Annotated in this window: 11 protein-coding genes; 9 read left to right on the plus strand and 2 right to left on the minus strand. The window is 71.1% G+C overall.

What is annotated here, in order from left to right:
- Nucleotides 1-6 precede the first annotated feature (6 nt).
- Both ACVMLK_RS03160 and ACVMLK_RS03165 read right to left on the minus strand, forming a co-directional pair.
- Nucleotides 7-1224 carry a URC4/urg3 family protein gene (locus ACVMLK_RS03160; RefSeq protein WP_457485606.1) on the minus strand — a complete coding sequence of 406 codons (1218 nt, stop codon included), beginning with the start codon at nucleotides 1222-1224 and terminating at the stop codon, nucleotides 7-9.
- Entirely contained in the window at nucleotides 1221-2501 is a 1281-nt protein-coding gene (locus ACVMLK_RS03165) for a GTP cyclohydrolase II (protein WP_457485607.1), read from the minus strand. The genes ACVMLK_RS03160 and ACVMLK_RS03165 overlap by 4 nt, the downstream gene beginning before the upstream one ends.
- 146 nt (nucleotides 2502-2647) lie before the next feature.
- On the opposite strand from ACVMLK_RS03165, the gene ACVMLK_RS03170 reads away from it, so the two are divergent.
- The 9 genes from ACVMLK_RS03170 to ACVMLK_RS03210 all read left to right on the plus strand — a co-directional run bounded on the left by ACVMLK_RS03170 (nucleotide 2648) and on the right by ACVMLK_RS03210 (nucleotide 13448).
- Nucleotides 2648-3280, plus strand: coding sequence for a TetR family transcriptional regulator C-terminal domain-containing protein (locus tag ACVMLK_RS03170; protein WP_457485608.1), 633 nt, complete (start codon nucleotides 2648-2650; stop codon nucleotides 3278-3280).
- Between the two features lie 53 nt (nucleotides 3281-3333).
- Nucleotides 3334-3879, plus strand: a complete 546-nt coding sequence (locus ACVMLK_RS03175) for a DUF2937 family protein (RefSeq protein WP_457485609.1) — start codon at nucleotides 3334-3336, stop codon at nucleotides 3877-3879.
- Between the two features lie 46 nt (nucleotides 3880-3925).
- Nucleotides 3926-4717 (plus strand): DUF3750 domain-containing protein, encoded by a 792-nt coding sequence (locus ACVMLK_RS03180; protein WP_422923872.1) that lies wholly within the window; start codon nucleotides 3926-3928, stop codon nucleotides 4715-4717.
- Between the two features lie 181 nt (nucleotides 4718-4898).
- A complete protein-coding gene (locus ACVMLK_RS03185; protein WP_457485610.1) occupies nucleotides 4899-6671 on the plus strand; it encodes an acyl-CoA dehydrogenase C-terminal domain-containing protein in 1773 nt (590 codons plus the stop codon).
- 83 nt (nucleotides 6672-6754) lie between these two features.
- A complete protein-coding gene (locus ACVMLK_RS03190) occupies nucleotides 6755-8389 on the plus strand; it encodes a long-chain fatty acid--CoA ligase (protein ID WP_457485611.1) in 1635 nt (544 codons plus the stop codon).
- Between the two features lie 57 nt (nucleotides 8390-8446).
- Nucleotides 8447-9691 carry an ABC transporter substrate-binding protein gene (locus tag ACVMLK_RS03195; RefSeq protein WP_457485612.1) on the plus strand — a complete coding sequence of 415 codons (1245 nt, stop codon included), beginning with the start codon at nucleotides 8447-8449 and terminating at the stop codon, nucleotides 9689-9691.
- 122 nt (nucleotides 9692-9813) lie between these two features.
- Nucleotides 9814-10485 carry an EI24 domain-containing protein gene (locus tag ACVMLK_RS03200; protein ID WP_198367724.1) on the plus strand — a complete coding sequence of 224 codons (672 nt, stop codon included), beginning with the start codon at nucleotides 9814-9816 and terminating at the stop codon, nucleotides 10483-10485.
- Between the two features lie 68 nt (nucleotides 10486-10553).
- Nucleotides 10554-11615 carry an MBL fold metallo-hydrolase gene (locus tag ACVMLK_RS03205; protein WP_232477368.1) on the plus strand — a complete coding sequence of 354 codons (1062 nt, stop codon included), beginning with the start codon at nucleotides 10554-10556 and terminating at the stop codon, nucleotides 11613-11615.
- 114 nt (nucleotides 11616-11729) lie between these two features.
- Entirely contained in the window at nucleotides 11730-13448 is a 1719-nt protein-coding gene (locus tag ACVMLK_RS03210) for an ABC transporter ATP-binding protein (protein ID WP_457485613.1), read from the plus strand.
- Nucleotides 13449-13563: the final 115 nt, after the last annotated feature.

Consider the following 13563-nt stretch of genomic DNA (forward strand, 5'->3'; position numbering starts at 1 on the left):
CCTTCCTCAGAACACGGTTCCGTCGCTGGCCACCCGCAGCGGCGGTCCGCCACCGGGGCGCAGCGCGCGGGCGATACGCCGGCCGGCCGCCCAGCTCCCCCCCTCCAGCACGCGGGCCAGGGGCAGCGCGGCGGCATCCAGGCCGACCCTGTCCCGCACCAGCCCGGCCAGGCGATCGAGCAGCGCCACGGTCAGCGCCCGCCATTCGACGACGGCCGGATGATCCACCGGCAGGACGGCGGACGCCAGGGCGGGATCGCGCAACGCCAGCACGCCGAGATCGAGGAACAGCCCGCCATTGCGATATTCCGGCAGGCCGGTCAGCGCATCCAGCGCCAGCACCGGCAGGCCGGCATCCTCCAGCACCTCGGCCAGCGAGTAGCTGAGCCATTGCGAGAGCTTGTGGAACGGCACCAGGCCGGGTGCGGGCCCCTCCGGCGCGGCCTGCGGATGGCGCCAGACATCGCCCAGATTCTCCCCGTCCAACGTCAGCCGCGCCGGCCAGACCGGCGCCAGCCCCTCCAGCAGCGCGGCGAGGATCTCCGCCGCCGGCACGCCGTCCGGCACGGCCCGGGCCCGCAGGGCATCATAGAGCCCGCCGGGGCGCGCTCCGGGGAAGAGGTGCGGCGCCCGGCGCAAGGCGGCGCCGGTGCCGCGCAGCAGCGCCGCTCGTCCCTCCAGCCCCGTCAGCGGATTTTCCGGCGACACCTGGAACAGGCGGGCCAGATCGCCCGCCTCCAGCCGCTCCAGCGCCGCGGCATCGACACGCAGCGGGTCGCCGGCCACGTCCGAGAAGAGCCCCGCCGCGAAGGCTTCCAGACTGGCCACGGCCAGGCCCTCGGAGCGCGCCAGGACGGTCCCGTCTCCCGCCTTGAAGTGCCAGTCCGGCCCCGCCCCGGCATCGAGCAGGACCGAGACTAGGCAGAGGTCGAAGCGCCGCCGCGCGATCCGGGCGGCGTCCTCGTCCCGCAGGCGGGAGGCCAGCGCACCCCAGCGGTCCAGGCCGCCGGCGGCGAAATGGCGCCAGCGCGCATGGTAGGGGATGCGCAGATCGGGATAGGTCGCGCGGATCGTCTCCGTCACGTAATCGGCCGCGGCGGGCAGGCGCGCCGGCTGGAGGCGGAAGTGCCCCAGGGCGTCCGCCTCGGCGAGGCGCAGCAGGGCGTGGCAGCGCGCCCGGATGGTGGCGGGCTGGCGCAGCAGCGCCACGGCCTCCGAGATCAAAGTGGGCGGCCCTTGGCCCTGGCGAGTTCCTCCGCGCCCGGCACCGCCTCGGTGAAGTAGCCGGCCGCCTTCTTGGCATCCATCTCCACCTGGGCATCCGGCGGGATGAGCGCCTCCGGGATCGGCACGCGCTCGACCACCTGGATGCCGCTCTCCGTGATCGGCGCGAACTTCATGTTGCTCATCGACACCAGCCGGTCGATGCGGGTGATGCCGAGCCAGTGCAGCACATCCGGCATCAGCTCCTGGAAGCGCATGTCCTGCACCCCGGCGACGCATTCGGTGCGCTGGAAATACCGCTCGGCGCGGTCGCCGCCCTCCTGCCGCTTGCGGGCGTTGTAGACGAGGAACTTCGTCACCTCGCCCAGCGCCCGCCCCTCCTTGCGATTGTAGACGATGGCGCCGACCCCGCCCTCCTGCGCCATGCCGATGCAGGCCTCGATGCCATGCGCCAGATAGGGGCGACAGGTGCAGATGTCGGAGCCGAACACGTCCGAGCCGTTGCATTCGTCGTGGATGCGGCAGGCGATCCGGGTCTCGGGCCGGCCGAGCTTGCCGGTGTCGCCGAAGAGATAGACCGTCATGCCGCCGATCGGCGGCAGGAAGACCCGCAGGTCCGGCCGCGTCACCAGTTCGGGGAACATGCCGCCGGTCTGCTCGAAGAGGTCGCGCCGCAGCGCCGTCTCGCCCAGCCCGAAGCGCGCCGCGATGCCGGGCAGGTACCAGACCGGCTCGATGGCGACCTTGGTCACCCGCGCATCGCCGTTGGCCAGCAGCACCTCGCCGTCCGGCGCCAGCCGCCCGGCCGCCACGGCGGCGGCCAGCTCCGGCATGTTGATATGCGCCCGGGTGACGGCGATGCTCGGACGGACATCGAGCCCGGCCTCGATCTGCGCCGCGAAGACCTCGGGCACCAAGTGCCCCCAGGGGTCGAAGGAGACGATCTTCGCGGGATCGTTCCAGGCGGGAAAGGGCCCGATCGGACTGGCCGGGCGGGTGTCGCGGTAGTCCGGGCGGTGATCGGCCCGGAGCTGGCCGGAGGCCACCGCCAGGGCGCGATAGAGGCCATAGGAGCCGGCATGGGTCCCGATGGCGTTGCGCATCGCCGGGTTCTGCAGCGTCGCCACGACCGGGCCGCGCCGGGTCGGATCGGCCTCGCCCCAGAGCAGCGGCGAGGCCAGGGCGGCGCCACGCTGCGGATGCGAGGTCAGGACGATCGGACGCGGCGCCGCGCCGTGCCCTCGGAGACCCTCGCGAAGTCGATTGAGGTCGGTCATCGTCGCGCCACTTCCCCTGCGGCGGGCCCCGCCCGTGGGAAGGCCTGGAGGGGCCGCCCGGCGAGGCTAGGAAAATCCTGACCGAACGGTCAAGAATGTTCGGTGCCACGGCATGCCGCCGCGGGCGCAGGCAGGAAGGGTGCCCGATGTCCGGACGGCAGGCCGTCTCTCCCCGCTCCCGGCGGCGGCAGGCCCGCCTCGACCTGATCCTGGAGGCGGCGGAAGGCGTCTTCGCCGATGCCGGCTTCGAGGGCGCCAGCATGTCCTGCATCGCCGCCGCGGCGGGGCTGCCCAAGGCCAATCTGCACTACTACTTCGGGACCAAGGAGGCGCTCTACCGCGCCGTGCTGGAAGGCATCCTGACCCTCTGGCTCTCCGCCACCGATCCGATCCGGCCGGAGGCGGACCCCGCCGAGGCGCTGTCCGCCTATGTCCGCGCCAAGATGCGCTGGTCGCGGCGGCGCCCGCAGGCCTCCCGGGTCTTCGCGAACGAGGTGCTGCACGGGGCGCCCTATCTGCAGAGCTACCTGGCCGGGCCCCTGCGCGCCCTGGTGCGGGAGAAATCCGCCGTCATCGAGGGGTGGATCGCCGAAGGCCGCATGCGGCCGGTCAGCCCGCCGCACCTCTTCTTCGCCATCTGGGCGATGACCCAGACCTACGCCGATTTCGACCCGCAGATCCGCGCGGTGCTGGACTGCCCTCCCCTCGATGAGCAGGCCCAGGCCCAGGGCGGCGCCACGGTGCTGCAACTGGTGCTGGGGGGCTGCGGCCTGGCCTGAGGTGCAACCCGTGGCGTCGTGGCCCTTTTCCAGAGGAGCATGAGGAGCGCGGCATGGCGGGATTCCTGGGGCGCTGGCTGGGCGACAGCATCCGGCTCGGCCTGGCCCTCTTCCTGACGCTGTCGGCCATGCAGCTGCCCGGCCTGGCCGATGCCTATCAGGCGGGGCTGCGGCAGGCGGCGGAGGCCACGGCGCGCGACCTGGCGGAGCGGGAGAGGATCGCCCGGGACTACTACCGCCTGCCGGAGCAGACCACCGGCCCGGCCCTCGTCGAGGCGCTGAAGGGCCCGGAGCCGGCCAATGCCGAGGGGCTTCGCCGGTCGGCCGCCCGCCTGGCCGGCCTGCGGGCGGCGCATGCCGAGATGGCGGCGGCGCCGGGCCTGCTGCGGCCGCTCGTGGCCTTCCGCGTGGCGGCGGCAGGGGCGGAGGATGCGGAGGCCGCCGTGCTGGCGACCGCCTACGAGACCTATATCCCCCGCCTGCTGCTCAACACCGCCGGCGCCATCTACGGCCTGGGCGGGCTGATGCTGGGGCTGCTCCTGGCCCAGCTCCTCACGGCACCCTTCCGGCGGCGCCAGCCGGCGCCCGCATGGCGATGATGCCGCGCCCCTTGCCGCAATGCAGCAAAAGGCAAATGTGACGGGCATGGTCGCTCCGCTCAAAATCGCCGCGCTGTTGTTCGTCCTCCTCTATCTCCTGCCCCTCGGTATCTCGGCCGCGCTGTATCAGCTCCGCGGCAGCGGTGCCGGATGGCGCACCGCGGATCGCTCAAGCATCGGCGTCCTGCCCGCCGCCGCCACGCATGCCCCCGCCGTGGTCCGGGTCTTCGCCGCGCAGACGGTGCGCTGGCGTGGCATCTTCGCCACGCATTGCTGGATCGTCTTCAAGCCCGAGGGCGCGGGCGGCTACACCCGGTACGACTACACCGCCTGGGGCCAGCCCATCCGCATGAACGGCTTCGAGCCGGACGGGCGCTGGTTCGGCGCCATGCCGGAGACGGTCTTCGCCGCCGACGGTGCGGCGGCGGCGGCGCTCATCCCGAGCATGCAGGCGGCGATCGAGGGCTATGCCTGGCGCAACCAGGGGGACTACCGCGCCTGGCCGGGGCCGAACTCCAACACCTTCGTCGCCGCCGTGCTGGACGCCGTGCCGGGACTGGGCGCCGCGCTACCGCCGACGGCCATCGGCAAGGACTTCCCCTATGACGGGCGCTGGCTGCGCCCCACCTCGTCCGGCACCGGGTTCCGGCTGACCCTCGGCGGCTATCTCGGCCTGACCCTGGCCTGGGTGGAGGGGCTGGAAGTGAGCATCCTGGGTGCCATCGCCGGGATCGATCTGCGCCGCCCGGCCGTCAAGCTGCCGGGCCTCGGGCGGATCGGCATGCGCGGACAGGACGGGCCGGCGACGCCGGTGCGCGACCTGGTCGAGAGCCTGTGAGCCTCGCGCGGGGCCCGTCGCATCGCCGCCATTGACTTCTCCGGTCCGGCCATGCGCTGCTCCGGGCAGGGGAAAGGTCCATGGTCCAGGACACCGCGGTCAGGACGAGTCCGGGCACGGGTCCGAAGGTCGTCGCGGAGCCGGGTCGGCGACCACTCCCGCCTGAACGCCGGAGGACCGCATGCCGCCCTATCATCCGCCGACCGAGGAGATGCTGGCCCTCCTGGATGAGGTGCTGTCGGCGGAACGTCACCTCGCCGCCCTTCCCGGGCTGGACGGCCCCCTGCTGCCGCTGCTGCGGGACATCCTGCCGGAGGCGGGCCGCCTCGCCGCCGGCGTGCTGGCGCCCCTGAACCGCATCGGCGACGAGGAGGGCTGCCGGCTGCAGAACGGGACCGTGTACATGCCCCGGGGGTTCGACGCCGCCTACCAGGCCTTCACCGAGGGCGGCTGGGGCGGCCTCTCGCAACCCGCGGAATGGGGCGGCCAGGGGCTGCCGCGCATCGCGCAGATCCTGCTGGACGAGATGGTCTCCTCGGCCAACTTCGCCTTCGGGCTGTTGCCCGGCCTGACGCGCGGCGTGGCCGAGGCGCTGGAGCGGCACGGATCGCCGGCGCTGAAAGCGCTGTACCTGCCGAAGCTGGTCAGCGGGGAATGGGCCGGCGCCATGGTGCTGACCGAGCCGCAGGCCGGCACCGATCTCGGCCTGCTGCGCTGCCGCGCCGAGCCAGGGCCCGAGGGCAGCTGGCGCCTCACCGGCAGCAAGATCTTCATCACCGGCGGCGACCATGAGCTGGCGCCCAACATCATCCACATGGTGCTGGCCCGGCTGCCGGACGCCCCGCCGGGGGTGCGCGGCATCAGCCTCTTCCTGGTGCCGAAGTACCTGCCCGGGCCGGACGGCGAGCCCGCCGCGCGCAACGCCATGGCACCCTCCGCGCTGGAGCGGAAGATGGGCATCCACGGCTCGCCCACCTGCGCCATGTCCTATGACGGCGCCACGGCCTGGCTGGTCGGCGCGCCGCATCGCGGGCTGCAGGCCATGTTCACCATGATGAACGCCGAGCGGCTCTTCGTCGGCATCCAGGGACTGGGCGTCGCCGAGGCCGCCTATCAGGGCGCCGTGGCCTATGCGCGGGAGCGCCTGCAGGGACGCGCGCCGGGCCAGGAGAGCGGCCCGGCGCAGCCGATCCTGGTGCATCCCGACGTGCGCCGCATGCTGCTCACCATCCGCGCCTTCACCGGCGCGGCGCGTGGTCTCGCCCTCTGGACCGCCCTGCAGATGGAGACGGCGGCCCGGCACCCGGAACCCGCCGCGCGCGCGCGGGCCGATCGCCTGGTCGCGCTCATGACGCCGGTGATCAAGGCCGGCTTCACCGATCTCGGCTTCGAGGCCACGGTGCTGGCGCAGCAGGTCTTCGGCGGGCATGGCTACATCCGCGACCACGGCATGGAGCAGCTGGTGCGCGACGCCCGCATCGCGCAGATCTACGAGGGCACCAACGGGGTGCAGGCCATGGACCTCGCCGGCCGCAAGCTGGCGCTGGAGGACGGCGCCGCGCCGCGGGAGTTCTTCGCGCTGGTGCGGGAGAGCCTGGAGGAGGCGACCGCCGTGGCCGGGGCGGCCGACCTCGCCACGCCGCTGGCGGCGGCGCTGGCACGGCTGGAGGGCGCGACCGAGCGCCTGCGCCGCCGTGCCGCCGCGGACCCCGCCGAGACCGGGGCGGCCGCGGCGGACTATCTCCGCCTGTTCCTGCTCGTGGCGCTGGGCTGGATGTGGCTCCGCATGGCCCTGGCCGCGCTGCGGACCGGCGCGCGGGAGGAACGGCACCGCCGCTGGCTCGATGTCGCCGGCTTCTTCCATCGCCGCATCCTGCCGCAGAGCGTGGCCCTCGACCTCGCCCTGGCGGAAGGGGCAGCGCCGGTCATGGCGCTGCCGGAGGCCCTGTTCTGAACCGGACCGCCGTGCTGCGCTGAGCCTTGGTTATCAGGCGGACGGCCGGAAACAGGCCGCCGCCCCTGGGGAGGAGAGAAGCCTTGCGCGCCTTGATGATGGACGTGCCTCTGCTGGTCAGCCGCATCCTGCTTCACGCCGCCGAGTATCATGGCGACACCGCGATCGTCTCCCGCAGCGTCGAGGGACCGGTCCACCGCACCGACTACGCCACCCTGCACGAGCGCGCCCGGCGCCTGGCCCGCGCCCTGCTGCGGCTGGGCCTGGAGGCCGGGGACCGGGTCGGCACGCTGGCCTGGAACAGCCATCGCCATCTCGAGCTCTATTATGCCGCCGGCGGCGCCGGCCTGGTCTGCCACACCATCAACCCCCGCCTCTTCCCCGAGCAGATCGCCGGCATCATCGGCCATGCAGAGGATGGCGTGCTCTGCGCCGACCTCACCTTCCTGCCCCTGCTGGAGGGGCTGGCCGGCAGGCTCGGCGCCGTGCGCGCCGTGATCGTCCTGACCGACGAGGCGCATATGCCCCCCCAGCCGGCGGGCCTGCCGCCCCTGCTCTGCTACGAGGACCTGCTCGCCGCGGAGGCGCCGGACTATGACTGGCCGGAACTCGACGAGCGCTCCGCCTGCGGCCTCTGCTACACCTCCGGCACCACCGGCGCCCCCAAGGGCGTCCTCTACAGCCACCGCTCCAGCGTGCTGCACGCCATGGCCTGCTGCCAGCCGGATGTCTTCGACCTCGGCGCGGCATCGGTCGCCATGCCGGTGGTGCCGATGTTTCACGTCAATGCCTGGGGCCTGCCTTTCGCCGCGCCGATGGTCGGCGCCAAGCTGGTCATGCCCGGCCCGAGGCTTGACGGCGCCAGCCTGCACGAGCTGATGGCCGCGGAGGGCGTCACCTTCTCGGCCGGCGTGCCCACGGTCTGGATGGGCTTCCTGGACTGGATGCGCGAGACGGACGCCACGCCGGGCGCGCTGCGCCGGGTGGCCATCGGCGGCTCCGCCTGCCCGCGCGTGATGATCGAGCGCTTCGAGGCCATGGGCGTGTCCGTGCTGCACGCCTGGGGCATGACGGAGACCAGCCCCCTGGGCCTGGCCAACGCGCCCAAGGCGAAGCATGCGGGGCTCGATCCCGCGGCGCGGCTCGATCTGGCCGCCCGGCAGGGCCGCCCTCTCTTCGGTGCCAGCTTCCGCATCCTCGACGATGCCGGAAGCGACGTGCCGCGCGATGGCCGCAGCTTCGGCCGGTTGATGACCCGCGGCCCCTGGGTGGCCTCGGCCTATCACGGGCTGGAGGAGAGCCCCGCCCATGCCGAGGCGGGCTGGTTCGAGACCGGCGACGTCGCGACCATGGATGCCGATGGCTATGTCAGCATCGTCGACCGCACCAAGGATGTCATCAAGTCGGGCGGCGAGTGGATCAGCTCCATCGCGCTGGAGAACATCGCCGTCGCGCATCCCGCCGTGCAGGAGGCCGCGGTGGTCGCCCGGCCGGATGCGCGCTGGGGCGAGCGGCCGCTCCTGGTGGTCGTGCTGCGCCCGGGCGCCAGCCTCGATGCGGAGGCGGTCAGGGCGCATTTCGAGGGCCGCGTGGCGCGCTGGTGGATCCCGGAGACGATCCGCATCGTCGAGGAGCTGCCGCACACCGCCACGGGCAAGCTGCTGAAGGCGCGCATCCGCGAGCTCTATGCGCGCGAGGCGGACAATCCCTCTCCCTGAAGCATCGCACCGACCGGGGAAGCCACTCCGGACGGCAAACCGAGGAGGACGACAAGAATGGCCCTGATCGATCGCCGCAGCCTGCTCGCCGCCGGCACCGCCCTGCTGCCGCTGGGCGGCCCCTCCATGCTGCGCCCCGCACGGGCGCAAGGGCGGGCGGGGACCATCCGCATCGGCGTGCTCAACGACATGTCCGGCCCCTATCGCGACACCGGCGGCCCGGGCAGCCTAGCCGCCACGAAACTGGCGGCCGAGGAGTTCATGGCCGCGCATCCCGGCATCACGGTGGAGGTGCTCAGCGCCGATCACCAGAACCGCGCCGATGTCGGCTCCAACATCGCCCGCACCTGGTATGACCAGGACGGGGTCGACATGATCATGGACGTGCCGACGTCCTCCGTCGCGCTGGCCGTGTCCAATGTCACGCGAGAGAAGAACAAGGCCTTCGTCAATTCCGGCGCCGCCTCCACCGAGCTGACCGGCGCGCAGTGCAGCCCGAACACCGTCCACTGGACCTACGACACCTACATGCTGGCGCGCACGACGGGCGGGGCGCTGACCAAGGCCGGAGGCGACAGCTGGTTCTTCATCACCGCCGACTATACCTTCGGCCACCAGTTGCAGAAGGATGCCTCGCGCTTCGTCGAGGAGGCCGGCGGCAAGGTGCTGGGCGGCGTGCGCTACCCCTTCCCGGCCACCACCGACTTCTCCTCCTTCCTCGTGCAGGCGCAGACCAGCCGGGCCAAGGTGATCGGCCTGGCCAATGCCGGGGCCGACACGGTGAATTGCATCAAGCAGGCGCGGGAATTCGGCGTGACCCGGCGCGCCAAGCTGGCCACGCTGCTGATGGAGATCCCTGACGTGCACGGCCTCGGGCTGGAGGCGGCCCAGGGCCTGCTGCTGACCGAGAGCTTCTACTGGGACCTCAACGACCGGACCCGCGCCCTGGCCCGGCGGCTGCAGCCCCGGATGGGCGGCGTGCCGATCGATATGATCCATGCCGGCTGCTATGCCGGCACCCTGCATTATCTCAAGGCCGTGGCCGACCTCGGCGTGGCGCCGGCCAAGGCCTCCGGCCGCGCCGCCGTCGCCCGCATGAAGGCCATGCCGACGGATGACGACGCCTTCGGTCAGGGCAGCATCCGCTCCGACGGGCGCAAGCTTCACCCCGCCTATCTCTTCGAGGTGAAATCGCCACAGGAGAGCAAGGGCCAGTTCGACTACTACAAGCTGGTGGAGACCAGCCCCGCCGATGAGGCCGCCCGCCCGCTGTCGGAAGGCCAGTGCAAGATGCCGGGCTGAGGCGGGGCCGGCGGGCCTTCGCCGCGGCGGGGCGCGTCACCAGATAAGGCGGGCCTGCCGGCCGCTCGTGGCCCGGCATGAAGGGACCGCCCGATGCTGCCTCACCTCCCCAGGCTCCGCCGATGAAGGCCGTGCTGGCCAGTCTGATCCTGCCGCTGCGGCAGATCGCCGATCCGGGCTTCCGTGGTCCCCTGCTGAAGGGGCTGGGCGCCGCCATGCTGGCCTTCGCGGGCCTGGCCTTCCTGGCCGACTGGGGCGTCGGCGCCCTGGCCGGCGGCACGGGATGGCTGGCGACGGTGGCCGGCCTGCTCGGCGGCGCGCTGGTCCTGCTGGCGGCGGTCTGGCTCTTCGTGCCGGTGATGCTGGGCATCACCAGCCTCTTCCTCGACGAGACGGCGGAGGCGGTCGAGCGGCGCTACTATCCGGGGCTGCCACCACCGGCGGGAGCGTCGCTTCCGGCACAGGTGCGCGCAGGGCTGGTGATGTCGGCGCAGTTCCTGCTCCTCAGCCTGGTGATCCTGCCCGTGGCCCTGGCCGTCCCGCCGCTGGGCGTCGTGCTGTTCTGGGCCGCAGCCGCCGTCTCCCTCGGCTACGGGCTGTTCGATGGGGTGGCACAGCGGCGGCTCGGGATCGACGAGGCCCGTGCCGCGCGGCGGCGGCTGCGGCCACGCATCCTGGCGCTCGGCGGCGCGCTGGCGGGACTGGCCCTGGTGCCGGTGGCCAACCTGCTGGTGCCGGTGCTGGGGACCGCGGCGATGACGCATCTGTTCCACCGGGCGAAGCCGGCGGCCTGAGCTTCGGTACCCAGGCCCTCAGACGCGTTGCGGGGCCGCCGAAGCCCGTTGCCAGAGGGAGGGGAACCATGCTCCGCTCCCGCTCGCGCCGAAAGTGGCGCCACGACCCGCAGATCGAGACGGGGGAGGAAATCATGATCCCATTGAGCCGACGCGGCCTGCTCGGCGCCGCCGCCAGCCTGGCCACGCTGCCCTTCCTGCCCGAAGGCGCGATGGCCGCCGCGCCATTCCGCAAGGAATTGCCGCCGGCCTGGCACCGCTTCACCTTCGGCGACTATGAGGCGACGGTGGTCTCCGATGGCTATCTGCCGCTCGGCAAGCCGGAGCCGGCTTTCCCGGCCTCGCCGCCGGCGGAGATCGTGGGGCTTCTGGAAAGCAACTTCCTGCCGCCGGATGCCGCCACGCTGGAGCAGAATGTCCTGGTGCTGAACACCGGCAAGCAGCTCATCCTGTTCGACACCGGCATGGGCGACAGCATGGGCGAGGCCGGCAAGATGTTCGGCCCGACCACCGGACGGATGCTGGCCAACCTGAAGGCCGCCGGCATCCAGCCGGAGCAGATCGACCTCGTCGTGCTGACTCATGCCCATTGCGACCATTGCTGGGGCCTGGTCGATGCCGCGGGCAACCGGGTCTTCCCCAATGCCCAGGTCGCGCTGAGCGAGATCGACCTGAAGTACTGGACCGATGACGGGAACAAGCGCGGCCCGGCCTTCATGACGCCCTTCATCGATGGCGCCAAGAAGAACCTCGGCGCCTATCGCGACCGCATGATCATGGTGCAGGACGGCAAGGAGGTCGCGCCCGGCGTCATCGCCCTGTTCACCCCGGGCCACACGCTCGGGCACCACTGCTACGCCATCACCTCGGGCGATAAGACCCTGGTGAACACGGGCGACCTGGCGCACCACCACATCCTGCTGCTGCGCCGGCCGCTCTGGGAGTTCTCCTTCGATACGGACCCCAAGCTCTCGGCGCAGAGTCGCAGCCGCATGCTCGATCGCCTGGCGAAAGACAGGCACGAGGTCCTCTCCTACCACTTCCCCTGGCCCGGCCTCGGCCATGTGGTGCGCGAGAATGAAGGCTACGCCTGGATCCAGGCGCCGATCAACGTCACCACGCTGGGCTGACCGCACAGTCCCCACCCGGTGGCCGGCGCGGATAGTTGACCGGGCCGCCGGGCGCACGGATAGGAGGAGAGGCGCCGGGCCCTGCCCGGCCTTCCCTGTCCCGGATGGTTCCGCATGCTCCGGCGCTTCTTCTCCTACTACCGCCCCCACCGCCGCCTGTTCCTGCTCGACTTCTCCTGCGCCGTGCTGGCAGGCCTGCTGGAACTGGGCTTTCCGATCGCGGTCAAGGCTTTCGTCGACAATCTCCTCCCCAGCCAGGACTGGGGGCTGATCCTGCTCGCAGCAGCGGGGCTGCTCCTGATCTATCTGCTGAACACGGGGTTGATGGCGGTCGTGACCTACTGGGGCCATGCCCTTGGCATCAACATCGAGACGGAGATGCGGCGGAAGGCGTTCGAGCATCTGCAGAAGCTCTCCTTCAGCTTCTACGACAACCAGAAGACCGGCCATCTCGTCGCGCGGGTGACGAAGGATCTCGAGGAGGTCGGCGAGGTCGCCCATCACGGGCCCGAGGATCTGTTCATCGCCGTGATGACCTTCATCGGCGCCTTTGCCCTGATGTTCGTCGTGAACGTTCCGCTGGCCCTGCTGACCGCCATCGTGGTCCCCGTCGTGGCCTGGGGCTCGACGCATTACGGCGCCCGGATGACACGGAACTGGCGCGAGTTGTTCGGCCGTGTCGGTGCCTTCAATGCGCGCATCGAGGAAGCGGTGGGCGGCGTCCGCGTGGTGCAGGCCTTCGCCAATGAGAAGCATGAGAGCGCTCTCTTCGCGCAGGACAATGACCGCTACCGCCGGACCAAGCTGGACGCCTATCGCATCATGGCCGCCAGCCAGTCGGTGAATTACCTTGGGATGCGGCTGACGCAGATGGTGGTCATGCTGGCAGGCAGCTACTTCGTCATCGAGGGGGGAATCTCCAACGGCGAGTTCGTCGGGTTCCTGCTGCTGGTCGGCGTCTTCTTTCGGCCGGTGGAGAAGATCAGCGCTGTCATCGAGACCTATCCCAAGGGTATCGCCGGCTTCCGTCGCTACACCGAATTGCTGGACACCATGCCCGATATCGCGGACGCGCCGGGCGCCCAGGACGCACCGCCTCTGCGCGGCGACATCCGCTACGAGCAGGTCGGCTTCGGCTATGGCGCGGGCAAGCGCGTGCTGGATCGGGTGGATCTCGCCATCCATGCGGGTGAGACCGTCGCCTTCGTGGGACCCTCCGGTGCCGGCAAGACCACGCTCTGTTCTCTCCTGCCCCGCTTCTACGACGTGGATGCCGGCCGGATCACCATCGACGGGATCGATATCCGGCGGATGACGCTGCGCTCATTGCGCCGTCAAATCGGCATCGTGCAGCAGGATGTCTTTCTCTTCGCCGGGACGCTTCGGGAGAACATCGCCTATGGCCGCCTCGACGCGGCGGAAGAGGACATCCTGAAGGCCGCGCAAAGGGCCAGGCTGGACAGGTTGATCGCCGGCTTGCCACTGGGGCTTGAAACCGTGGTGGGGGAACGGGGGGTGAAGCTGTCGGGAAGGCAGAAGCAGCGCCTGGCGATCGCGCGGATCTTCCTGAAGAACCCACCTATCCTGATCCTGGATGAGGCCACCTCTGCTCTGGACACCGAGACCGAGCGGGCCATCCGGCAGTCCCTGGCTGAACTGTCGATGGGGCGCACGACGCTGGTGATCGCCCACCGCCTTGCCACCATTCGCCAAGCCGACCGCATTGTGGTCGTGGACAATCACGGCATCGCGGCACAGGGAAGGCATGCTGAGCTGATGACGCAGGATGGGCTTTATCGACGATTGCACGACGCCCAATTCGCCGCGGAGTAAGCACCCCCCATGGTGGAATGGCCCGCGACTATTGTCTGCGGGCTTTGTGTGTATGGTGTGGGGATGATGGATGCGGGGACAGGATTTGAACCTGTGACCTTCAGGTTATGAGCCT

Source organism: Teichococcus aerofrigidensis (assembly GCF_054073225.1).

Bases quoted from the DNA above. Each gene is read 5' to 3' on its own strand.
- ACVMLK_RS03180 (WP_422923872.1), top strand. From the start codon at position 3,926: ATGGTCGCTCCGCTCAAAATCGCCGCGCTGTTGTTCGTCCTCCTCTAT.
- ACVMLK_RS03170 (WP_457485608.1), top strand. From the start codon at position 2,648: ATGTCCGGACGGCAGGCCGTCTCTCCCCGCTCCCGGCGGCGGCAGGCC.
- ACVMLK_RS03175 (WP_457485609.1), top strand. From the start codon at position 3,334: ATGGCGGGATTCCTGGGGCGCTGGCTGGGCGACAGCATCCGGCTCGGC.
- ACVMLK_RS03195 (WP_457485612.1), top strand. From the start codon at position 8,447: ATGGCCCTGATCGATCGCCGCAGCCTGCTCGCCGCCGGCACCGCCCTG.
- ACVMLK_RS03185 (WP_457485610.1), top strand. From the start codon at position 4,899: ATGCCGCCCTATCATCCGCCGACCGAGGAGATGCTGGCCCTCCTGGAT.
- ACVMLK_RS03165 (WP_457485607.1), bottom strand. From the start codon at position 2,501: ATGACCGACCTCAATCGACTTCGCGAGGGTCTCCGAGGGCACGGCGCG.
- ACVMLK_RS03205 (WP_232477368.1), top strand. From the start codon at position 10,554: ATGCTCCGCTCCCGCTCGCGCCGAAAGTGGCGCCACGACCCGCAGATC.
- ACVMLK_RS03210 (WP_457485613.1), top strand. From the start codon at position 11,730: ATGCTCCGGCGCTTCTTCTCCTACTACCGCCCCCACCGCCGCCTGTTC.
- ACVMLK_RS03200 (WP_198367724.1), top strand. From the start codon at position 9,814: ATGAAGGCCGTGCTGGCCAGTCTGATCCTGCCGCTGCGGCAGATCGCC.